This is a genomic window from Xenococcus sp. PCC 7305, assembly GCF_000332055.1.
Lineage (GTDB): Bacteria > Cyanobacteriota > Cyanobacteriia > Cyanobacteriales > Xenococcaceae > Xenococcus.
On the sequence record NZ_ALVZ01000218.1, the window covers coordinates 1 to 21827 of the forward strand.

At 40.1% G+C, this 21827-nt stretch carries 20 protein-coding genes; 9 read left to right on the forward strand and 11 right to left on the reverse strand.

What is annotated here, in order from left to right:
• Positions 1-70 precede the first annotated feature (70 nt).
• Together XEN7305_RS19355 and XEN7305_RS19360 are read right to left on the reverse strand one after the other, a co-directional pair.
• Positions 71-2056: an AAA-like domain-containing protein gene (locus tag XEN7305_RS19355; RefSeq protein WP_006511194.1), complete on the reverse strand. Its 1986-nt coding sequence runs from the start codon at positions 2054-2056 to the stop codon at positions 71-73.
• Positions 2053-3720, reverse strand: a complete 1668-nt coding sequence (locus tag XEN7305_RS19360) for an AAA-like domain-containing protein (RefSeq protein WP_006511195.1) — start codon at positions 3718-3720, stop codon at positions 2053-2055. Before XEN7305_RS19360 ends, XEN7305_RS19355 begins: the two co-directional genes overlap by 4 nt.
• A gap of 215 nt (positions 3721-3935) precedes the next feature.
• Between XEN7305_RS19360 and XEN7305_RS19365 the strand changes: the two genes are divergently transcribed.
• Positions 3936-4544, forward strand: a complete 609-nt coding sequence (locus XEN7305_RS19365) for a flavin prenyltransferase UbiX (RefSeq protein WP_006511197.1) — start codon at positions 3936-3938, stop codon at positions 4542-4544.
• Positions 4545-4653: 109 nt separating this feature from the next.
• Here XEN7305_RS19365 and XEN7305_RS30055 read toward each other — a convergent pair whose 3' ends face one another.
• A complete protein-coding gene (locus XEN7305_RS30055) occupies positions 4654-4788 on the reverse strand; it encodes a hypothetical protein (protein ID WP_006511198.1) in 135 nt (44 codons plus the stop codon).
• A 305-nt stretch (positions 4789-5093) separates the two neighbouring features.
• On the opposite strand from XEN7305_RS30055, the gene leuS reads away from it, so the two are divergent.
• Entirely contained in the window at positions 5094-7658 is a 2565-nt protein-coding gene (leuS, locus tag XEN7305_RS19370) for a leucine--tRNA ligase (RefSeq protein WP_006511199.1), read from the forward strand.
• A 57-nt stretch (positions 7659-7715) separates the two neighbouring features.
• Here leuS and XEN7305_RS19375 read toward each other — a convergent pair whose 3' ends face one another.
• A complete protein-coding gene (locus tag XEN7305_RS19375; RefSeq protein WP_006511200.1) occupies positions 7716-7961 on the reverse strand; it encodes a hypothetical protein in 246 nt (81 codons plus the stop codon).
• 179 nt (positions 7962-8140) lie between these two features.
• Between XEN7305_RS19375 and XEN7305_RS19380 the strand changes: the two genes are divergently transcribed.
• Positions 8141-8830, forward strand: a complete 690-nt coding sequence (locus XEN7305_RS19380) for a DUF4079 domain-containing protein (protein ID WP_006511201.1) — start codon at positions 8141-8143, stop codon at positions 8828-8830.
• 150 nt (positions 8831-8980) lie between these two features.
• On the opposite strand, the gene XEN7305_RS19385 is transcribed toward XEN7305_RS19380, so the two are convergent.
• The gene (locus XEN7305_RS19385; protein ID WP_006511202.1) at positions 8981-9298 is read right to left on the reverse strand and encodes a DUF1825 family protein; all 318 of its coding nucleotides are present in this window, start codon (positions 9296-9298) and stop codon (positions 8981-8983) included.
• A 232-nt stretch (positions 9299-9530) separates the two neighbouring features.
• Between XEN7305_RS19385 and XEN7305_RS19390 the strand changes: the two genes are divergently transcribed.
• Positions 9531-11213, forward strand: a complete 1683-nt coding sequence (locus XEN7305_RS19390; protein WP_006511203.1) for an SBBP repeat-containing protein — start codon at positions 9531-9533, stop codon at positions 11211-11213.
• 105 nt (positions 11214-11318) lie between these two features.
• On the opposite strand, the gene ispD is transcribed toward XEN7305_RS19390, so the two are convergent.
• Positions 11319-12005: a 2-C-methyl-D-erythritol 4-phosphate cytidylyltransferase gene (ispD, locus tag XEN7305_RS19395; protein ID WP_040898721.1), complete on the reverse strand. Its 687-nt coding sequence runs from the start codon at positions 12003-12005 to the stop codon at positions 11319-11321.
• A gap of 97 nt (positions 12006-12102) precedes the next feature.
• Here ispD and XEN7305_RS19400 point away from each other — a divergent pair, with 97 nt between their 5' ends.
• Positions 12103-13032 carry a glycosyltransferase family 9 protein gene (locus XEN7305_RS19400; protein WP_006511205.1) on the forward strand — a complete coding sequence of 310 codons (930 nt, stop codon included), beginning with the start codon at positions 12103-12105 and terminating at the stop codon, positions 13030-13032.
• A 128-nt stretch (positions 13033-13160) separates the two neighbouring features.
• Positions 13161-13877: an HAD family hydrolase gene (locus XEN7305_RS19405; RefSeq protein WP_006511206.1), complete on the forward strand. Its 717-nt coding sequence runs from the start codon at positions 13161-13163 to the stop codon at positions 13875-13877.
• A gap of 17 nt (positions 13878-13894) precedes the next feature.
• Here the strand turns inward: XEN7305_RS19405 and XEN7305_RS19410 are convergent, their stop codons facing one another.
• Positions 13895-14590, reverse strand: a complete 696-nt coding sequence (locus tag XEN7305_RS19410) for a PHP domain-containing protein (protein ID WP_006511207.1) — start codon at positions 14588-14590, stop codon at positions 13895-13897.
• A 139-nt stretch (positions 14591-14729) separates the two neighbouring features.
• Here XEN7305_RS19410 and XEN7305_RS19415 point away from each other — a divergent pair, with 139 nt between their 5' ends.
• From XEN7305_RS19415 to XEN7305_RS19425, 3 genes are all read left to right on the forward strand, one after another.
• Positions 14730-15626 carry an AEC family transporter gene (locus XEN7305_RS19415; RefSeq protein ID WP_006511208.1) on the forward strand — a complete coding sequence of 299 codons (897 nt, stop codon included), beginning with the start codon at positions 14730-14732 and terminating at the stop codon, positions 15624-15626.
• Positions 15627-16006: 380 nt separating this feature from the next.
• Positions 16007-17041, forward strand: a complete 1035-nt coding sequence (locus tag XEN7305_RS26920; protein WP_006511209.1) for a DUF1194 domain-containing protein — start codon at positions 16007-16009, stop codon at positions 17039-17041.
• Positions 17042-17117: 76 nt separating this feature from the next.
• Entirely contained in the window at positions 17118-17513 is a 396-nt protein-coding gene (locus XEN7305_RS19425; protein WP_006511210.1) for a hypothetical protein, read from the forward strand.
• A 25-nt stretch (positions 17514-17538) separates the two neighbouring features.
• Here the strand turns inward: XEN7305_RS19425 and cobM are convergent, their stop codons facing one another.
• The 4 genes from cobM to XEN7305_RS19445 all read right to left on the reverse strand — a co-directional run bounded on the left by cobM (position 17539) and on the right by XEN7305_RS19445 (position 21604).
• Positions 17539-18333, reverse strand: coding sequence for a precorrin-4 C(11)-methyltransferase (gene cobM, locus XEN7305_RS19430; RefSeq protein WP_006511211.1), 795 nt, complete (start codon positions 18331-18333; stop codon positions 17539-17541).
• Positions 18330-19184, reverse strand: a complete 855-nt coding sequence (gene lgt, locus XEN7305_RS19435; protein WP_006511212.1) for a prolipoprotein diacylglyceryl transferase — start codon at positions 19182-19184, stop codon at positions 18330-18332. Before lgt ends, cobM begins: the two co-directional genes overlap by 4 nt.
• 29 nt (positions 19185-19213) lie before the next feature.
• Positions 19214-20497: a serine--tRNA ligase gene (serS, locus tag XEN7305_RS19440; protein ID WP_006511213.1), complete on the reverse strand. Its 1284-nt coding sequence runs from the start codon at positions 20495-20497 to the stop codon at positions 19214-19216.
• A 240-nt stretch (positions 20498-20737) separates the two neighbouring features.
• Entirely contained in the window at positions 20738-21604 is an 867-nt protein-coding gene (locus tag XEN7305_RS19445; protein ID WP_006511214.1) for a formylglycine-generating enzyme family protein, read from the reverse strand.
• Positions 21605-21827 lie beyond the last annotated feature (223 nt).

Genomic DNA, 21827 nt, shown 5'->3' on the forward strand with positions numbered 1-21827 from the left:
ATTAGACCTCTTGCATAATTAATTGAGGGTATTTCTATAAACCCCTAATCATAATGTATATAGCGATTGGTCAAAATCGCTGAAACAACCAAAACTCGTATTTTTGCAAGAGGTCTATTTGAAAATATTTTCCCTGCTCAGCTTGGCTGACTTGAAAAACCTTACCAGCTTGAAGATAGGAAAAAGCTTTAACTTGATTAAAAATATCTGAGCTAATTTGAAACTTGTTTTTGTCCAGAGAGATAAATCTTAATGTTTTTAGCGTATCCAGAGCCTCTTTTTTATTATTCAAAGCTTGATACGCCTCAGTCTTTGAAGCAATCAAAAAGATTTGTTTCAGTTCTTTGTCGGCAATTAATTGTGACAAATTGACTTTTCTTTTAGCTTCATCTGACGCATCAAAATCACCTTCCTTTCTTAATTCCCTTGCCAATAAAGATAGGATACTACTCGATATAATATTGCTCGCCTCAAGAGTTTGATTTGTTCTTCCAAGAATACCCAATTCGCCCTTAACATATTTAAAAAGACTCTCAGCATTTTCTTTTTCTTCTATCGCCACCTGCGCATCTTTCTGAAGCTTGAGAGATTCTTGAAATTTCCTAGAAGCCCATACTGCTGAGATTACAGATCCTAACAAAGTTATAGTAAGAGCAATGCTTCCGATACGAATTCTACGTTGTGCTTTGCAATTCGCTTCAGCCTGGATACGTTTTGCTACTTCTGCTGCTTCTCGTGCCTGTCTCTCTCTTTTGATTTGAGCTTCTTGTTCTTTCCTGGAAATTTTTTCTTCTCTTTCTTGTGCTCGACTTGCTCCTAAAAAATCTCGATCTTCCCCACTTAAATTATTCCCTGATGCCCAAGCTTCAGCATCCTTTAGCGCTTGTCCTCGTAATAACCGAGAAGCATCTTTTTTCCCTGATCGCAGCCAGATTCGATAATTCTCTGCATAGGGACGCAGTTTCCCCAACTCCTCATCAATCCAAAATTCACCAAAAACTTTGGCATAAATGGGATTATAAACTTGCAGAACATTTGCCCGCTTAACCACCAAACCAGATAACTGTAACTCCCTTTCTTCAGAACTATTATTCAGAGGAATTTGCCCTGATGTTAAAACTTTGCGGTACAGCTCCAGTAAATATCCTGCTCTTTGTTCATTACTTAAAACTCGATTTTGAATCGTTCTCAAATGTTCTTGTTCATCCTGAGTTTCCCAATGATTGATAATTTTTCGCTGCACTAAATCAGGAATATCGGGTTGAGAATTATTTTCTTGAGCAACTAAATTACAAAGCCGTTGAGTTAAAAAGGGCTGTCCTCCCGTCCAATATAAAATATCCGACATTATCGATTCAGGCGAAACCACCTTGCCCTGTAAACCAGCAATTAAAGGTTCTACTTCTGTTAAACAAAAACCTTGAAGTGCTATTCCAGTGCCAATATTAAAAGGAGTTAGCTGCTTATTTTCAATTAAATCCGCAGGAGTTGCCACTCCCAATAAACAGAATGTCACCTGATTAAAAATCGGATTCAGACTGCGCTCGTTATAACAAGATCGAATCGAGGCAAAAAACTCGTCAGTATTGAACCCTAAACTCTTAACGAAATCTATTTCATCAATAAAAATAACCAACTTTTGCTGCGGCAACAAAGAAGGCAACAGCAATTCTTCCAATAATTGATGCAACTTCTCCATCGGCGCAAGTTCCTGCTGCTCTTGCCAATGCGATCGCCATTGTTTCTTCACTGAAGCATCAAAACTTTTAGTCAAACGATTCGCAAAAGATTTATACCATTGCTCCTTCTCTCCTTGACCAATGCCCGACAAATCGATCGCCGCACAAACAAAATCTTCTTTTTCTAATCTTTGCTTAACTCGAACCCAAAGGCTAGACTTGCCCATTTGCCGCGAGTTTAAAACATAACAAAACTCCCCCGCTTTCAGCTTTTGATATAGCTCATCATCAGCTTTCCTCTTAACATAAGAAGGTGCATCGGGAGGTAAATTGCCGCCGACTCGATAGTAAGAAGTTTTGGTCTGTTCAGGAATCATGCAATGGTTAGTAATCTTTCACGAAAATAATCACGATAAATTTGACATCTAGGTTGAACTTGGTTCCCAACTTTTGTTATTAATCCCATACTATCCAATTTATACAAATAGCTGGGAGCAAGCTCTATTGGCTCAGCAGATTCGACAATAGTTTCTAACTGTCTCGCTAGAGTAGGCTCTTGTTCTAGAGTTGACCAATGATGTTGTAAATGATCAGCATAAATTCCCGAATCAGTATCTGCTTTTTCCACAAGCTCGCTAAAGGTCAGCTTTGCGTTCATCTTTAAGCTTTTAATCCCATGATGAACTAAATAAGGATGTTCGCCAACAAGTTCTTTCAATTGTTGAGCTTCATTGATTGACCAATCCAAATTATATCTAAGAGCTAACTCCAAAACTTGTTCCTCTTCAAAATCGGGCAATTCAATTTTTGTCCCGACATTAAATGGAGATTGATTGATATTCAACCTCGGTAAATCTTCAGTCGAATAAATAACGATTAATCTAAGCTTCTCCCAGTTACTTGCTCTATTTTCATACCAAGAACGCAGCAACCCAAAAAAATCATCAGCAATTATCTTAAATTCGGGCGCAAAAAGACGATCTATATTATCGATTCCCAAGATTAAAGGAGTATCTAAACTTTCGAGAATATATTCCTCAAAATAATCAGTACAACCTGTGTTTGCCGTAAAATCGTCAAAATAATCTTCTAAACAACTTTCTAATTTAAGTTTTCTAGTTATTCTTTTACAAAGCCAGCGTAAAAACTGTGAAGAATCACTAAGAATTGAAGCTTCTAACAGTTGTAAATCAATCCGAACCTTCGCATAGTTTTTCTTTGAGCCTTCCTCGAAGATTTTCCCAAGCAGTAAGCTTTTGCCCATTTTCTCAGAAGCTTTGATTCTCAATAAAGCTCCAGCTTGCTCGATTTCCCAGAAACAATTTTTTTCAACAGGAGGACGATTAATATAGTAGCCCTGACCTTGTTCTCGATAATTACTTTTAATTCGGGGAGATGAAGACTTCAATTGGACTAGTATCGGAGTCAAATTTCCCCTAATTCCTGCCGTTGCTATGGCACTACAACCCAATTTATGGGCAAATATATAATCCCTGCCAGCTCCGAGAGCATCATAAAAGCCCACTGAAAATTCTATCGCTGCTTGATCTGCGATCGCCTTGCTCATCCCGACTACATAGGGAATATGTTCTGCGATCGCTTTTGCTTGCATTTCTGAATAACAAGCGTTCAGAACTACACATTCTAGTTGATTACTAAATAACTCAAATAAATTTGCCAAAGCTTCTGCCTCAACCAACTTTTCCTTTCCTGTTTCATCCTCAAATACTAAGCCCTCTGGTTCTGCAATATCATCGCTCAATGGACTAAGCTTTCGAGCACTATCAAGTCCTAGCTCTCGTTTCTGAGAACCCACACCATGACCTGAGAAATGGAGAATCTGTGGCTCATAATCTAAGATGGCCCGGTGAAGATCTCTATAGCGAACAGCTTCGGCCGATTCAATAACAAATTGTTCACGTCTTTTCGCCCGTCGTAACCCTTCTTTTATTTCGCGAATCTCTTCTCCCAAGCGTAATGGAGTTGTCCCTTTGGGATTGGCTGAAAGAATCAGAATTCTCTTTGGAGGTAAATCGCTCATCTATGCTGATAGAACTCAATTAGATATCCTGCACTCTAATAATAAGCCTTAATGCTGATCGCTTTCAATATTATGTTGTCAAAAAATGATTCAATCGGTGCTGATATCTTTTGTGTCTTTAACAATAATCCCGTGGAGGGAAATCTTGATCATGTAGCTATTACTGTTCCATTCCATTTATAGTTACTATTACGTTTATTCAATTGTAAAGTTTTATGACAAAACCCCTAATCATTGGAGTCAGTGGTGCATCTGGCTTGATTTATGCCGTGCGGACCCTGAAATATTTACTAGAAGCCGAATATACCATTGAACTAGTAGCGTCTCGCGCAGCGGCAATGGTTTGGCAAGCCGAAGACAACATTAATATGCCAGCCGAGCCTGATTTACAGGAAGACTTTTGGCGTGAACAAGCAGGAGTAGGCAACGCCGGGAAATTGACTTGTCACCGTTGGGGGAATGTGGGCGCAAATATTGCTAGTGGTTCATTTCGGACTTTAGGAATGTTAATTATCCCCTGTAGCATGAGCACCGTTGCCAAGATTGCTGCGGGGTTAAGTTCGGATCTGCTAGAAAGAGCCGCCGATGTCCAAATTAAAGAAAGTCGTCGCCTGGTTGTTGTCCCGAGAGAAACGCCTTTTAGTTTGATTCACTTACGTAATCTGACTGCTCTGGCCGAAACTGGAGTGAAAGTTGTCCCGGCAATTCCCGCTTGGTACCATCATCCGAAAACAGTAGAAGATTTAGTAGATTTTGTGGTGGCTCGTGCTTTAGATCAATTAGATATTGACTGTATTCCCTTAGAACGTTGGGAAGGATTTTAGGATTTTAGATTTTGGGTTTTAAGTGAATATACTAAGGGAAAATAAATTCAGCTCAAAAAGCAATTTATTACTAAAAAAAAGTTAACAGAATATTATTTCGGAATAGTTTTTATTTAAGGCCAATTTGTTTTTGTACCTTAATACCTAAAGGTTCTAAGCCCAATGTATCGTAATACTTTATGCTTGCAGCACAAAACATCGTTAAGATCAGTAAAGCGGAAAAAATTGCTGCACGTTCAAACATAATTTTATGTCCTGAGTTCAATTGGCTTTTTCTCTACTATTAATTATATTTTAAATTTCTTAGGGATCAAGCTCAGGAAAATCTTATTATTCTCCAGATATTGGTTCTTTAAAATCAGTTTCTAGTCTTTATGTTCGGGGTATTTTTACCTTCTGCCTTCTGCCCTCTGCCCTCTGCCTTCTGCCCTCTGCCCTCTGCCCTCTGCCCGTAAGGGACTTTTGACTTCCGCACAGTAACTAGTGGAGTTGAGGACAAAAGATGTTAGGTTAAAAATCGAGCCAAAACAAAGGAGTAATAGTATAGTCGTGGAGTCGAGATATAACGCAACAGAGATCGAACAAAAATGGCAGCAAGCCTGGGCAGATTCCCATCTAGATCAAACCCCCTCATCTCAAGATAAACCCAAGTTTTATGCCCTCTCAATGTTCCCCTATCCCTCGGGAAACCTTCATATGGGTCATGTTCGTAACTATGTTATTACCGATGTGATTGCTCGTCTCAAAAGAATGCAAGGCTATCGGGTATTACATCCTATGGGTTGGGATGCCTTTGGCTTGCCTGCGGAGAATGCGGCGATCGAGCGAAATATCCCTCCGGCCAACTGGACTCAGCAAAATATTGCCCAGATGCGATCGCAACTCAAGGAATTAGGCTTATCTCTCGATTGGTCAAAAGAAGTCGCCACCTGTTTTCCCGATTATTACCGTTGGACACAATGGTTGTTCTTACAGTTTTTTGAGGCGGGGCTCGCTTACCAAAAAGAGGCTTCTGTCAATTGGGACCCCATTGATCAAACAGTATTAGCGAACGAACAAGTAGATAGTGAAGGCTTTTCCTGGCGTAGTGGGGCGAAAGTCGAACGCAAATTACTCAGGCAATGGTTCCTCAAAATTACTGACTATGCCGAACAATTATTACAAGATCTAGATCAGCTTGACGGTTGGCCAGAGCGAGTCAAAACGATGCAGGCCAACTGGATTGGGAAATCGGTCGGAGCCTATTTAGAATTTCCCATTGTAGGCATGGACGAAAAGATTGCTGTGTTTACTACGCGTCCTGACACGGTTTATGGGGTAACCTATGTAGTCCTTGCCCCAGAACATCCCCTAACAACTCAAGTTACAACTCCAGAACAACAAGCAGCCGTAGAAGCATTTGTCACAGAAGTCGCTAGCGAAAGCGAAATCGATCGCACCGCAGAGGATAAACCCAAAAGAGGTATCTCTACTGGCGGCAAAGCGATTAATCCTTTTAATGGCGAAGAAATTCCCATTCTGATTGCTGATTATGTTCTCTATGAATATGGAACTGGTGCGGTTATGGGGGTTCCTGCCCATGATGTTCGCGATTTCAAGTTTGCAGGGGAAAATAATTTACCAATTAAAACGGTGATTATTCCTGAGAATAGTGATTCAGAAAATATTGAAGAATTAACTGAAGCCTATACTGCTGTTGGTGTGATGGTCAATTCCGATGAATTTGATGGCATCACCTCCACAATTGGCAAAAGCAAAATTATTGAATATGCCCAGGAAAAAGGCTATGGCAAAGCACGAATTCAATATCGTTTAAGAGATTGGCTAATTTCTCGCCAAAGATATTGGGGTTGTCCGATTCCGATTATTCATTGTCCTAGTTGCGGTTCTGTTCCTGTCCCCGATCAGGATTTACCCGTGAAACTTCCTGAACAGGTTGAATTTAGTGGCAAGGGTGCTTCTCCTCTAGCGAAATTAGAAGATTGGGTAAATGTTGCTTGTCCTAGTTGTGGGGAACCTGCAAAACGAGAAACAGATACGATGGATACTTTTATCGATTCATCCTGGTATTTCTTGCGCTACACCGATGCGAATAATCCTGAACAAGTCTTTGCGCCAGACAAAGTCAATGACTGGATGGCGGTAGACCAATATGTGGGGGGAATTGAACATGCGATTTTGCATTTGCTTTATTCTCGCTTTTTTACTAAGGTTTTGCGCGATCGCGGATTACTCAACTTCGATGAACCATTTAAGCGTCTGTTAACCCAGGGTATGGTGCAGGGTTTAACCTATCAAAACCCCACGACGAAAAAATATATTCCTGTCAGCGAAATCGATCCCAAAGATCCTAAAGACCCTGAGACAGGAGAAAAATTGGATGTTTTCATGGTCAAAATGTCTAAATCGAAATATAACGGAGTTGACCCCAAACAAGTCTTGGAAAAATATGGTGCCGATACAGCACGGATGTTTATTCTCTTTAAAGCTCCACCAGAAAAAGACTTGGAATGGGATGATGCTGATGTGGAAGGGCAATTCCGTTTTCTGAATCGAGTTTGGACACAAGTCACAGATTTTGCGGCTACTAAATCGATCAAAGCTCAATCAGAAAAACTTACCAAAGAAGAAAAAGACCTGCGTCGGGCAATTCATACGGCCATCAAGGAAATTTCCGAAGATTTGACAGGGGATTATCAATTTAATACCGCAGTTTCGGAATTAATGAAGCTTTCTAATGCGCTCAAAGAAAGTAAGTCTGTTGATTCTCCTGTATATCAAGAAGGAGTCTCAACTTTAGTTCTTTTACTAGCTCCATTTGCTCCCCATATTGCCGAAGAGTTATGGCAACAATTGGGTCATGACAGTTCTGTGCATAGTTATAGTTTTCCGCAAGTCGATCCGGGCGCTTTGGTGGTTGATGAAATCACTCTGGTAATTCAGATCATGGGTAAAACTCGCGGCAAAATCCAAGTTCCGGCTAGTGCAGATAAGGCTACTTTGGAAAAACTGGCTCAAGAATCAGAAGTCGCGCAGCGTTACTTAGAGGGTAAGCAAATTAGAAAAGTGATTGTTGTTCCCAATAAGTTGGTTAATTTCGTGATTTCAAAATAATGTCTTTCACGAAAACGAGGAAGCATAAAACTTCCTCGTCCGTATTTTTTACTCGAATTAGAAATATAGAATATAACTGCGGCGCTTATGGTGTTGGCGATCGCGATTATGAGAGTTACTTTTATAGCGATCGCGATGATGACTACGATCATTACGACGGTTGGTTTGATGTGTTCTCGAACTGCGATCGCGGTCGGAAGTTCTTTTTCCAGCTTCTGCTGGTGTAACGACACCTAGTAGTCCCATGATCAACATCGCTGTTGCAATACTAGTTTTACTGGTGAGTTTTTTCCCGTTTTTCATTGTTTGTAATTCCTAAGCTATTCTCTAGACTTCTATGTCTTAGGAAATAAGGAAATGCAGTTCCGTGAAAAATACTTGATATATTGAGTTAAACCACGTCCGATTAGAAAAACTAAGGTTTTCTAATTGTTTTTAGATAATAGGATGTTAGATTGTAGCGGACAAAATCTATAAATAATATGGTTACTCAAGATTTTTTAGCTTTTGCCAATTTAGGCACCAAAGATTTGGTGGGATTGATTCATCCTGCGATCGCAATCATTTTCGTATTTCCCATCATCGGCATTGTTACCAACTTTGCTTGGCAAACTCGTCAACGAAGACTAGAAATCAAAGACAGCAAAAAAAGTAAAATCCCTCCTGTTGTTGGTAGAGAACATGTGCAGTTGGGGCGATGGTTAACCGGCAGTGTAGTAGGAGTCAACTTGATTGGACTAGCTTATTCCATTGTCTATAAAAATTTTATTATTAATTTGAAAAGAGACAGTTTAGATCCAGTTCAGGCCATATTAATTTGTCTAATATTTATTGCGACGATCGCGTCTTTCGTGATGCTATTTCGAGCTAAACCTAAACTATGGCGTGGCATCTTCGCCACCTTATCGGGAATGGGTTTGATTATTCTGGGTGCTCAAGAAGGAGTCTGGCGATTAAGTGATCAATGGTACTGGTCTCATTACTATTATGGAATGGCGGTTTCTCTATTAATGATTTTTTCTCTAGCTATCATCGAAGATATCTATAAAGACCGCACTAATCGCTGGCGCAAAGTCCATATTGCCTTGAATTGCTTTGCACTGCTGCTTTTCATTGGTCAAGGCATCACTGGTGCAAGAGACTTATTAGAGATTTCTCCCCTTGGGAAATAAGAACAACTATTTATCAGAATCAAGCATCTAAAGCGGCTCCGCAAAAGTAATTGTGTCTTAAACCCTTTTACCCTGTTCCCCGTTTCCTGTTCCCTATTCCCTAAAGCGAGATCTTTATGTATCTCACTAATTTTATAAGGGCTAGATGCTCTAGTAATCAATCTCTGATTTCATTCTTTGCAATGTCATGTTCATCTGGTCAAACATTTGCTGAGGAGTAACCCCAAATTGACCTAGTTGGGTTTTAAGCTGCTCTACGGTCATTTGCGCCATGAAGTCCTCTGATAGCTCAAAACGCTTCATGAAAATTTTATAGCGATCCATCAAGCCTTCCATTTTTTCAATAAACAGAACTTTGCCCTCGCGATCAAACTTGCCATATTCACTTCCCAGTTGCATTAAAGATTGATAATCTTCAAATAACTGCTTGGCCTCTTGCTGTACTACTTCAGAATCAAAAAATCCCATGTCTATCCAACCCAACGAAATAAAAAATTAGTAAAGTAATAATCTTTTTTATATTGATTTATCGTATCCCATCGTAATCCATGAGGGAGTCTCGGTACAATGCGGTTTCCCGAATTGCTCCCATCGTTTTTGGTGGTGCTCACAGATCGAATTAGTTATTTTTGCCAGATCTAATAAATAAATTAAGAATTAATAGATCCGTTTTTTCCATCGGCTACCCTTGAACTTTGCAATGGCTGAAAACCTTATTATGTGGATAAAACAACTTGGTAGTCCTGAAAATGATTTGTCTCAGGGAATAGCAATAGATAGCAATGGTAATGTTTTTATCTCGGGTTCTACTCGAGGAACTCTTGGTAACACCAATTTCGGAAATAGTGATACTTGGGTAGCCAAATATGATCATCAAGGTAATTTGCTCTGGACTCAGCAATTTGGAACCTCTAACCTTGATGATTTTGAGGGATTGGCCACAGATATTAATGGCCACGTCTATATAGCAGGTTCTAGTCTCGGAACCATTGAAGGAACCTTCCAGATCGATAGTGATGCTTGGGTAAATAAGTACGATGGTCAAGGTAATTTGCTCTGGAGCCAACAACTTGGTTTTTCCGGATTTGACAGTGCGACGGGAGTAGCTACAGACCTTGGGGGAAATGTTTATATCTCCGGCTTTACCAATGGCATATCTGATGAGGCAAATGGCGGGGGTAGTGTTGCCTGGGTAACCAAATACGATGTTCAAGGTAATTTGCTCTGGAATCAGCAACTTGATGCTTCTGGCTCGGAAATTTCTGCGGGGGTGACAACCGATATTCATGGGAATTTCTATATTTCTGGTGACACAACTAGATCGAATTCAGAAAATACTAATGCCTGGGTCGCCAAATATGATGCAGAAGGGAATCTTCTCTGGAATCAGCAACTAGACTCTGCCGAAGCGGAATTTGATTATTCTCAAGCCGTCACAACAGATCTTAGTGGTAATGTTTATATCGCCGGCGGGACTAATGGCTCTATTGACCGAGGCAATGCCGGTCTTAATGATGCCTGGGTCGCCAAATATGACGGAGAGGGTAATTTACTCTGGACTGAACAACTAGGAACTGTCGGTAATGATGCTGCTGAGGGCATAACGACAGATAGTGAAGGTAATGTTTATATCTCTGGTTTTACTAATGAAACTCTTGGCGAGGCGAATGCCGGAGGGAGTGATGCTTGGGTCGCTAAATACGATAGCAATGGCAATTTACTTTGGACTGAACAATTTGGTTCGCCTGAAGATGACGATTCCCAGGGAGTGGCGATCGATAGCAATGGGAGTCTTTATCTCTCTGGTTCTACAGAAGGCAACTTGGATGGTGTAAATTTCGGTGGCGAGGATGCCTGGGTCGCGCAAATAAGTCAACCTATTATTCCTGATAATGGCGGTAATGGCGGAAATAACGGAAATGGTGGCGGCAGTGCCCCTCTTTTGACTACACCAATTAATCGTTTCCAAAATAATTCTCTCCCTGGAACCTATTTATTTGCGGGTGAAGATGAAAGTCAAGGTATTCGAGCCAATTTCCCCAATTTTGTTGAGGAAGGACAAGCATTTCGAGTAGGCGTTGAACCGGGCGATAATTTAATTCGCCTCAATAGGTTTCAAAATAGCAACGTACCTGGCACTTATCTTTATGCTGGGGAAGAAGAAAGCCAAAGTATTCGGGCAAATTTCTCCAATTTTATCGAAGAAGGTATTGCTTTCTATGTTTATGCAGGGACAGCAGATATTGGAACCGATTTCTACCGCTTTCAAAACCAAAATGTACCTGGAACTTATATTTTTGTTGGTGGCAACGAAAGACAAAATATCCTCGCTAATTTCCCCCATTTCCACGAAGAAGGTATTGCTTTTGAAGTTGGAACCTAAGATGAGGTATTAGGCATTAGGTATTAGGTATTAGGTGTTAGGGAAATCTTCTCAACCTAAAACCTACCACCTATCCTGACTAGATCATAGATCACCAAGTTGTGTCTATGTTTTCAATCTTTGCTGTAGGATAAATGTCGCGATCGCCAAGTCTACTCGCGTCGTTACTTTCAAATTAGTTTCTTCTCCCTCGACAATTTTCACTGGCAGTTGGCATTTTTCAAACAAAGCAGCATCATCGGTTACTGCCCAACCTGACTCTTTGCCGCGATGATGACAATCTTTTAGTAATTTGACGTCAAAACCTTGAGGAGTTTGTGCCGCCCAGAGATTACTACGATCTGGGGTAGATTCAATAATATTTTCGTTATTCACAACCTTAATCGTATCTTTGACGGGAACAGCAGCAATCAAGCCTGGGCAAGCCTGAAGAGCTTTTGTACAACGATCAAACAATTCTGGAGTAGCTAAACATCTGGCTCCATCATGAATTAAGACTCTAGCTGCTGAGGTGGGCAGCGCTTGTAAACCATTGTAAACAGAATCTTGCCGAGTCTCACCTCCTTCAATAAACTTAACGGGTTTCGTTAAAGCCAAGTTTTCCACGATATTTTTGAACTCAGGAAAATCTATTATTTGCCCCATAATTCCTATCCATTCAATGGTTAGAGACTTTTCGGCAGCCAATAAAGTCCAGGCAAGCAAAGGGCGACCTAATAGTTTCAATAACAATTTATTGCGATCGCTACCCATTCTTTTGCCCATTCCCGCTGCAGGAATTAATAAATGCATTTGCCTGATTTCCCAAAAAATAAATCCGTTTTCTCTATCATCCATTAAAATTGTGCACAGATGAAACTAGAGATAAGGTGTATATCTTCCCCATAAGATGCGAATATTAGCCCTAATTCCCGGCGGAATTGACGCTCAAATCAATTTTTTCCCTACTCTGGAAACTCTTCAGAGTACCTATCCCAATGCGAAAATCGATGTTTTAGTCGAACCCAGAGCCAAAAAGGCTTATCGGGTTTGCAAATACGTTAATGATGTCTTGTTATTTGACTATCAAGATCGCAATTCTATGGCAGACTATCTTAATCTCTTAGGGATTATACGAGACCGCGAATATGAAGCCGCCCTGAGTTTTGGAACTCCTTGGACAGTATCTTCTTTGCTGTGGCTCAATGGAATTCCGATCCGAATTGGCGATCGCAGCAGAAATCCTTGGCTATTTTCCAAAACAATTCCTTTGCAAAAAGACCAATATGCAGCGGAAATGTATCATAGTTCTCTTGCAGGATTAGATATTCAAGCTAATTGTCCCCAAGTCAAAATTAACGTGCCTCAAGAGGATATTGCCTGGGTAGAATCACGACAAAAAGGTTTGGGGATTCGTGATGGCTACATTCTCTTACATAGTACCGATGAGAGTTACCCGGCAAAGAACTGGAAATCAATCATTACAGATATTCAGGCCAAACAGTCAGAAATCCCGATTGTGTTGCTTCAAGATCAGCAGAACGGCGAATGGGTAACCCAGATGCTAGAATCCCATCCTCAGCTCAAGGTTTCAGCACCTTCTGATGTTGGTAAGTCAGCAGCTATTATTGCGGGAGCGAATCTATTTCTATCTACGGATTCAGTATCGATTTCCTTAGCAGTTGCGGTGGGAACCTATACTATTGCCCTGTTCAATTCAACTAGTGATAGCAAAAAAATGTTACCACCTGTGAGTGAAAAATACGTCAATATTCCTTCCTCTACGGGCAAAATTGCTGACATTGCCCCGAATACAGTTCTAGAAAAACTCTGGAGTTAATTGGCTTCGTCCTTAAGGGAACTAATGGGTGGACGCGGAGCCTCACGGCTGTTCCCCGTTCCCTATTCCCTATTCCCTATTCCCTATTCCCTATTCCCCGTTCCCTATCCTTGATTAGGAACATTTAAATGAGTAATCAGTTACAAGCTTTAATTTTTGATGTTGATGGTACGTTGGCTGAAACTGAACGGGATGGTCACCGTGTGGCTTTTAATCGTGCCTTTGCTGAAATTGGTGTGGACTGGCATTGGTCGGTCGATTTGTACGGTGAGTTACTGGCGATCGCGGGAGGCAAGGAAAGACTAAAGTTTTACTTAGAAAAATATCAACCAGATTGGCAAACTGAGGATATTGCAGAATTTATTATTCAGACCCATCAGCTAAAGAATCAATATTATCGATCGCTATTAAAACAAGGTTCGATTCCTTTGCGTCCAGGAGTCAAAAGACTGATCTTAGAAGCAAGAGATCAGAAAATTCGTTTGGCGATCGCAACAACTAGTACTTTATCCAATGCCACAGCATTACTGGAAACAACACTTGACCCTGCTTGGTTTGAAGTGATTGCCGCAGGAGATATTGTCGCCCATAAAAAACCAGCCCCAGATATTTATCTTTATGTTTTAGAACAGATGAATATTGAGCCAGAATACTGCTTGGTATTTGAAGATACGGCTCATGGTTTACAAGCTGCCACTCAAGCTAATCTGAAAACCATTGTCACAGTTAACGAATACACAAAAAATCAGGACTTTAAAGATGCGATTTTAGTTATCAACCATCTCGAAGACCCCGAATATCCTTTAAATATCAGCTACCTTCAACAGCTAAAACCTGAAACCTAAAACCTAAAACCCAAAACCTAAAGTCTCAACAAAATATTCGTCCCATGAGTATCTGTCCCACAAGAAGTATAAAGGTCATACTTAAATGCTAATTCCAAACTTTCTTTTGTCTGATTGGGGCTAGCTTTCCAGGGGTTGGTTTTGTTATAGGAATAATAAGCTTCGATGCCATCAATACCTAAATAGGCAACTAACGGAATTAATTCTCCAGCAGGACGGCGATAACGAAAAGGGTGAGCCAAAACTGCCAAGCCACCGGCTTTCTGAATACTATTTATCACTATTTCCGCATTAGCCGCATTCCCTATCGGAGCTACCGATTGAAGATAAGGTTGGATCGCAGAATGTTCTGGATCGAAAGCATAGGCCAAAATATGAACTGTGACACCTTGCAGATTGGAAGTGATCTCTGTACCTACCCAAAGAGAAAATAAATCTTTCTCAGGACTTTGCTCTTGAATCTCGTTAAGATACGCTTGAGCTTGTCGATAACCATTAATTGAATGGTGGTCTGTAATGGCTAAACCTTTAAGCCCAATTGCCAAAGCTTGATCTACTACCTCTAATGGAGTCAATCTCCCATCAGAGCAGATAGTGTGCATATGGAAATTATATACATTAGGACAACTATTACTATGGACAGTTTGCCAGACTTTTTGTAGTTTTAGCTTTTTTTGGTCTATTGATTCCGTGGTGAGGGTTGCTACAACCATAAGGCTTTGGATTTACAAGTTACTACTTAATTACTACAAACAGGGTAACAAAACCGCATGTTAAATCGCTGTGATTGAAAGACTCTTCTTATAACAGATTGTAAATTTTATTAATGATACTAAGTTTAGCACACAGCTTATGATACATTTACTCCCTGCAATATTACCTGTAGGGTTAATTATTTTAATTGGATTAATAGCCGGTCGGAGTTTATCACTACAACATCAGACTCTTTCTCAATTAATTCTTTATGTTTTATCTCCTGCCTTGGTCATTGATAGTTTATACCGTAATAATTTACCTATAGCTAGTTCTTTGGCATTACTACAAGGATTTGCAATTACTTCGGGTCTGCTTTATTTAGCAATAAGATTAATTAGTAAAATTACCGGATTTTCCCGTGCTTCAACAACAGCTTTGGTGGCCACTTCTCTGTTTCCGAATAATGGGAATATGGGTTTATCGGTTGTTAGTTTTGCTTTGGGAACAGAAGGCTTGGCTAGAGCCGTAATTTATATGTTGGGTGCGAGCATTCTGATGTTTTGCTTTGGGCCTGCTATTCTCAAGGGACAAGGTTTTGTTTCTGGCTTGAAGTTAATTATTAAACTGCCTTTAATTTGGGCGATCGCCTTGGGAATCGCTCTTCGGGTATTTGTCGGAGATATGCCATTTCAGCTGGATGAAGCGATTCAAAAAGTAGGGGCAGCGGCTATTCCGATCGCCTTGATTTTATTGGGAATGCAACTGGCAAAAACTCGATTTTCTTTAGGCATTAGGGAATTACTAGCTGCTAGTATTCGTTTATTGCTCGCCCCGACTATTGCTTATTCCGTGGGAAACATATTGCATCTTACAGGTTTAGATCTCCAGGTATTAGTTTTGCAAAGTGCCATGCCCACGGCGGTAAGTTCTTTAGTTTTGGTACATGAATTTGGTGGGGACCAAGATTTTACAGCCCGAGTTATTGTTACTTCTACTCTACTGAGTTTTATCTCGATTCCCTTTGTACTGTGGCTACTAACTATTTTTAGCTAGGGTATGTCGTAAATTAGAAAAGTGGAATCTGAATATAGCTCTTCTCAAATTAGTGATATACATCAAATTAGTGATATACATAATGCTCTGCTTTCGGGAACAGGGAACAGGGAATAGGGAATAGGGGACAGAGAATAATAAGCTGTACCTTTTGAAATTGCTCTTTCATGTTCTAGTAAAAATACGGATACAATATATTTTTAATTTTTAAGAAGATGTAAATCATAGTAAATATCGATAGATTTAAAATTGATTGAAAAAAATTCTTGTCTTAAATTAATAAGAAATACCGGGTTATTCATCCATTCTTCACCAAAATAATAATTCGACTTGGCAAAATGTAATTAATTGATTTTTCTTAGTGAATTCCGATATTTTATATGAAAAGCCAAGCCCCTAACTTTCAATTAATGTTGCTTTTTGTTCTGAAACAATTAAGCAATAAAAATATTTTTACCCTTATAGTAATTGCAATTGGTTTAATATTTTCTAATCAACCTCAAAAAACTGTATTGGCACAAACAGCACCCACAACTGTAGATGTAGAGTTAGTTTTATCTGTTGATGTTTCAGGAAGTATTAGTAACAACGAATTTAACTTGCAACACCAAGGTTATGTTGATGCATTTAAAGATCCTGGATTAATCTCCGCAATTGAAAGTTTGCCGAATGGATTAGCTGTTACCCTACAATATTGGTCCAATTCTGCTCATAGCGAAATCGGTTGGTATTTAGTGAAAGATGCAGCTAGTGCTCAAACCTTCTCTAATGCGATCGCTGCTGCGGGAAGACCGAGTTATGGGAATACCCATCTTGCAGATGCGATTAATTCTGCCACTAATTTACTATTGACTAATAACTATGAAGGTCAGGCTTTAGTTATTGATGTTTCTGGAGATGGTCTAGATAATACAGCTTCTGTTAATAGTACAGATATTGCTTCGATCAATACTTATTTTTCTAACTATGGTTTAGATTTACCTAACTATCTTGACGGCAAAACTAGATGTGCTAATGGTTCTTACAATGCTAGAGTCTCAGGATTCCGTGGTTTGGCTAGAGTTCCCATCGGACATGTCATATGTCCCTCAGTTCAAGCTGCTAGAGATGCTGCTGTAGCCCAAGGAATCACCATTAATGGCCTAGCAATTTTATCTCCTAATCAAGTTGTTGACTCTGGTCAAACCCTCAATAATTTCCATAATTTACCTTTTATTGTTGGTCGGGACCGCTTTGCGAAGAATAGAGAAGATGAAATAGACCAATATTTTGAAAACAATGTCATTGGCGGTGACAATGCTTTTGTCGAGGTAGCATATGGATTTGCTGATTTTGGCAGAGCTGCTATTGATAAGATTACACGAGAAATTGACGAGGCGGAGATTTCACAAATTCCAGCTGTTTTTGCTGATTAATTATCCATCCAGATAATTAATTAATTATTTATTTTCTTTATTAATTTATACTCGCCCAAGCTACAGGTATATTTCCATGAACAAATTAATTTTTTCTCTTGCAATCACATTAACCTTGCCTCTTTCTCAAGTCGTTGTCGCACAAGAAATTGAAATTACAGATACTTTTAGCGATGCAGAAATTGCAGAATTAAAATCAGAGGTTTGCAATAGCTCTGAGGTTAATAGCATCCTATCATCCAATGAACCCTATAAATCAGCACTCGATGATGCTTTAAGTGCTAAATCTAATGGAGACTTCACTGTGATTGGTAGTTCTAGCGGAGATGATGATGACGATGATGACGATGACGATGATGATGATGGTGGGTCGGTAAAAGTTATTGATTTTAATAAAGTTGATAAGACTATAATTCCAGATCCTGCCAATCCTTCTGCACAACAAGAACTAACAACTAATATTTGTCCTTAAAGTTGTTAACTTTAAATTGAATGCTTTAAAAAGAAGGCATAGATGATTTATTTGGTCGGAAAAGATGAGAATGTTCAGGATGATACAATCTAGAACGGGCTTCTGTAACCTCTTTGAGAGCAGGACTAATTAAATATAAAGTGGTTCTAATTAAGTTATTTTCTCTCGTAACCTGTGCCATTTCCGCTAAGGAAACCAACCAGATTTTCTCATCAGGCCATCCCACACGATAACAAACTGCCACCGGAGTATCACTCGGATAATGTTCTAAAAGTTTTTCCTGGGATTTCTCGACATGACGAGCCGCTAAATACAGACATAAACTAGACTTGTGAGCCGCCAAAGCAGCTAAATCTTCGGCTTCAGGAACATTAGAAGCTTTACCTGAGATGCGAGTTAAGATGATCGTCTGGACAAGTTCTGGGACAGTTAATTCTGTTTGTAACTTGGCAGCCGCCGCCTGAAAAGCACTTATCCCAGGGATTAATTCAAAAGGAATATCCGCTTCGGCGAGTAATCGCATTTGTTCTGCGATCGCACTGTACAAGGTAAGATCTCCCGAATGCAACCGCACGACCGACAAACCTTGTTGAACCCTAACAATCATGAGGGGCACAATTTCTTCTAAGGTCTTGTTTCCTGTTGCAACGAGTTCGGCATCAGCACGGGTATTTTGCAAAATCTGTTTCGGCACTAAGGAGTCGGCATACAAGATCACATCTGCTTGAGCAATAATCTTGTAGGCTTTCACCGTCAGTAATTCAGGATCTCCAGGACCAGCACCAATAATATAAACTTTAGAATTAATTTTATTTTTCACTTTTGACTTTTGACTTTTGACTTTTGACTTTTGACTCTCCCTGTATCGGGAAGAGGGCGTCTGAGGACATAGAGCCAGACCAAGCTCAGGATACCAATCGCGATCGCCGTTAAACTAACTACTTGAGCAATCCGCAAAAAGCCTAACATTAGGCTATCTGTTCGCAGTCCTTCAATCCAGAAGCGACCAGCACTATAGCTTATCAGATAAACAAAAGCTAAAGTTCCTGTTTTTAAACGATCTTGGTTTTTCAATCCCCAGAAAAATAGCCAGATAATGACCGCGAAAACACCCAAATTCCAAATAGATTCGTATAAGAAAGTGGGATGAAAATATTCGTAATTCAAATACCCAGACGGACGATTACTCAAGGGAATATATAGTTTCCAGGGTAGATCTGTTGGTCTACCAAAGGCTTCGGAATTAAAGAAATTGCCCCATCTGCCGATCGCCTGACCCAAAATCAAAGAAGGTGCGACAAGATCTAGTAATTGCCATAAAGATATCTTATTGAGGCGAGAAAAAATCAAAGTTGCGATCGTGCCACCAATTATGGCACCGTGAATTGCAATTCCCCCTTTCCAAATAGCAATAATATCTTCCGGTCGTTGGGCATATTGTTGCCATTCAAAGAGAACATAATATATTCTGGCACCGGGAATCGCGCCGAGAACTAACCAAATAGTTAAATCTCCTAGTAAATCCGGATTGACTCCGCGACGTTGAGCAAGGTATTGAGATAAAGTAACGCCAATCAAAATCGCCGAAGCAATTAACAAACCATACCAACGGACAATGAATGGGCCAATTTCAAAGATAATCGGGCCGGGCGATTGAAAAGCCAAGAACATAACAATTATGAATTCTGAATTATTAACATTTAGAGAACCTCTCGCTTCAAATAGGGTTGTAAAACTTCTGGGACTTCCACTGTACCATTGGGCAATTGATAATTCTCTAAAACCGCAGCCATGGTTCTGCCAATCGCTAGTCCCGAACCGTTGAGAGTATGAAGATATTGCGTCCCTTTTTTCCCAGCTTCTTTAAACCGAATATTGGCTCTTCTAGCTTGAAAATCGAAGAAATTAGAACAACTAGAAATTTCCCTGTAAGCCCCAGCAGCAGGTAGCCAGACTTCTAAGTCGTAACATTTCGCGGCGCCAAAACCTAAATCCCCTGTGCAAAGTTCGATGACTCGATAAGGTAATTTTAAAGCCTGTAAAATTGCTTCGGCATTTTGGACCAAAGATTGATGTTCCGCTTCAGATGTCTCGGGATGGACAAGTTTGACCAACTCCACTTTATTAAACTGGTGAAGTCGAATTAGTCCTCTGGTATCTTTGCCAGCACTGCCCGCTTCGCGACGGAAACAAGGAGTGTAAGCACAATGATAAATCGGTAACTCAGAATCGGTGACAACTTCACTCCGATAAAGATTAGTTAGGGGAACTTCTGCTGTAGGAGTCAACCATAGATCATCATCTCCACATTTAAAACTGTCTTCGGCGAATTTTGGTAATTGCCCTGTGCCGGTTAAAGAGTCAGTATTAACTAAGACAGGGGGCATCACTTCTATATAACCAGCCTCGATCTGACTATCTAGCATAAAGTTGATTAAAGCTCTTTCTAAAGCCGCACCTGCGCCGATTAAATTCACAAAGCGACTCTGGGCAACTTTTACAGCCCGTTTGAATTCTAAAATACCCAACTGTTCACCGATTTCCCAATGGGGCAATATTTTTTCTGATGGGGTTTTATATTCATCTCCCCAGCGACGAATCTCGACATTTTCGCTTTCGTCCTTGCCGATAGGAGTAGACTCATGGGGTAAATTAGGAAGTTGTAATAAGAGTTCGTTGATTTTAGCTTTGAGCTCTTTTTCCTGGGGTTCTAGCTCTGCGACCTGAGCTTTGATTTGATTGCCTGATTCTCTAAGAGCTAAGATCTCTTCGCCTTTGGGATCGCTACCATTTCTGATTTTCTGGCCGATTTCTTTGCCAATTTCATTACCCCGCGCACTGAGGTGACTGCGTTGGGTTTCAAGTTGTCTTTGTTGGCGGTCTAGCTCAACAATTGGTTGAATGTCATATCCGTTTTGGCTACGAAAATTCAATGATTTTTGAACCTGAGTTGGATTGTCCCTAATGAGTTTGAGATTTAGCACCTTTTAATCTTGTTACTTCCTAATTTCCCTTTGTTAGGATATCCTGTTTTCGGCATGAAATGACATTTCTAAATTGCTCTATTCTAATAACAAATTTCCAAAATTGATATAGATGCCAAAAAAGATTAGAGAATTAAAATCAATTGTTTTTATTGACCATAAAGTCACTACAAATTAGCAATTTCATGCTTTGCCTGCGATCGCGCATCGTAATGTTTTTAGGGGCGATCGCAGACGGGACTATGAAGTCCTCGGAACCATACAGACAACTCGAAACCCGATATTGTTGTCGTCGTCCTCGGGAACATTGAAGTTGCGGGCAGCTGAGCGGCAATTAATAGGAAAGTAGCTCCAAGAACCACCGCGCAATACTTTAGTGCTACTTTTATCCGATAACCAAGCATGACCATCTTGAGGCGCATTTTTGTAACTACTATGCCAGTCATCTTCACACCATTCCCAAACATTTCCATATATATCGTATAGGCCAAAAGTATTGGCGGGGAATTTTCCTACTGCGGTGGTTTTTCCTCTATATTCACCCTTTGGCCCATCAGCATAATTTCCTGGATGGACTTGACCTTGATATTCCCAATCCGTTCCTCGATAATTTGCCAAATCCGTAGTAATTGTTTCCCCAAAATGAAATGGGGTATTCGTTCCCGCGCGACAAGCATATTCCCATTCCGCCTCACTTGGCAATCTATATTCCTTTCCTGTCTGATTTGATAACTTTTGGCAAAAATCTACTGCATCATGCCAAGACACACATTCTACAGGAAGCTGAGCACCCTTGAAATTAGATGGATTACTCCCCATGACTTGCCGATATTGTGCCTGAGTGATTGGATATTTCCCCATACAGAAAGATGGAACTATCACTTGATGTTGGGGTTTTTCGGTCTCTCTACCTTCTCCTTCTGGAGAACCCATCATGAATTTTCCACCAGGAATATAAATCATATCTAGATCGATGTTATTTTCCAGATTTTCGGTAAAGTACCTAGCTCTACTAGAAGCGTGATTCAAAACTACTTTGGAACCAAATCCCAAAAATCCAGATCGCTGTACTTCTGCTTTCGCAACTCCAAATTCAAACTCAAACATCTACAAGTTTTACTCCTTAAACTATTTCTCAGCTTCCGCAATCTTTGCCAAAATCAGTATCTGTCGGTTCTCATTCCCCTAGTCTTACTAAGAAGAATTGCAATCGAGATAATTTTAAGCTTTTGCACCGTTTATTATCAACTTTTTGACGATTACTATTTTAAAAATTCTAATTTTGATATTCTCACGATTAAATGATACTGCTTCCCAAGTTTACATCACC

What these genes read in the sequence shown, in the direction of transcription:
- XEN7305_RS19355 (WP_006511194.1), bottom strand. Translation starts at nt 2,056, where the DNA reads ATGATTCCTGAACAGACCAAAACTTCTTACTATCGAGTCGGCGGCAAT.
- XEN7305_RS19360 (WP_006511195.1), bottom strand. Translation starts at nt 3,720, where the DNA reads ATGAGCGATTTACCTCCAAAGAGAATTCTGATTCTTTCAGCCAATCCC.
- XEN7305_RS19365 (WP_006511197.1), top strand. Translation starts at nt 3,936, where the DNA reads ATGACAAAACCCCTAATCATTGGAGTCAGTGGTGCATCTGGCTTGATT.
- XEN7305_RS30055 (WP_006511198.1), bottom strand. Translation starts at nt 4,788, where the DNA reads ATGTTTGAACGTGCAGCAATTTTTTCCGCTTTACTGATCTTAACGATG.
- XEN7305_RS19375 (WP_006511200.1), bottom strand. Translation starts at nt 7,961, where the DNA reads ATGAAAAACGGGAAAAAACTCACCAGTAAAACTAGTATTGCAACAGCG.
- XEN7305_RS19380 (WP_006511201.1), top strand. Translation starts at nt 8,141, where the DNA reads ATGGTTACTCAAGATTTTTTAGCTTTTGCCAATTTAGGCACCAAAGAT.
- XEN7305_RS19385 (WP_006511202.1), bottom strand. Translation starts at nt 9,298, where the DNA reads ATGGGATTTTTTGATTCTGAAGTAGTACAGCAAGAGGCCAAGCAGTTA.
- XEN7305_RS19390 (WP_006511203.1), top strand. Translation starts at nt 9,531, where the DNA reads ATGGCTGAAAACCTTATTATGTGGATAAAACAACTTGGTAGTCCTGAA.
- ispD (WP_040898721.1), bottom strand. Translation starts at nt 12,005, where the DNA reads ATGCATTTATTAATTCCTGCAGCGGGAATGGGCAAAAGAATGGGTAGC.
- XEN7305_RS19400 (WP_006511205.1), top strand. Translation starts at nt 12,103, where the DNA reads ATGCGAATATTAGCCCTAATTCCCGGCGGAATTGACGCTCAAATCAAT.
- XEN7305_RS19405 (WP_006511206.1), top strand. Translation starts at nt 13,161, where the DNA reads ATGAGTAATCAGTTACAAGCTTTAATTTTTGATGTTGATGGTACGTTG.
- XEN7305_RS19410 (WP_006511207.1), bottom strand. Translation starts at nt 14,590, where the DNA reads ATGGTTGTAGCAACCCTCACCACGGAATCAATAGACCAAAAAAAGCTA.
- XEN7305_RS19415 (WP_006511208.1), top strand. Translation starts at nt 14,730, where the DNA reads ATGATACATTTACTCCCTGCAATATTACCTGTAGGGTTAATTATTTTA.
- XEN7305_RS26920 (WP_006511209.1), top strand. Translation starts at nt 16,007, where the DNA reads ATGAAAAGCCAAGCCCCTAACTTTCAATTAATGTTGCTTTTTGTTCTG.
- XEN7305_RS19425 (WP_006511210.1), top strand. Translation starts at nt 17,118, where the DNA reads ATGAACAAATTAATTTTTTCTCTTGCAATCACATTAACCTTGCCTCTT.
- lgt (WP_006511212.1), bottom strand. Translation starts at nt 19,184, where the DNA reads ATGTTCTTGGCTTTTCAATCGCCCGGCCCGATTATCTTTGAAATTGGC.
- XEN7305_RS19445 (WP_006511214.1), bottom strand. Translation starts at nt 21,604, where the DNA reads ATGTTTGAGTTTGAATTTGGAGTTGCGAAAGCAGAAGTACAGCGATCT.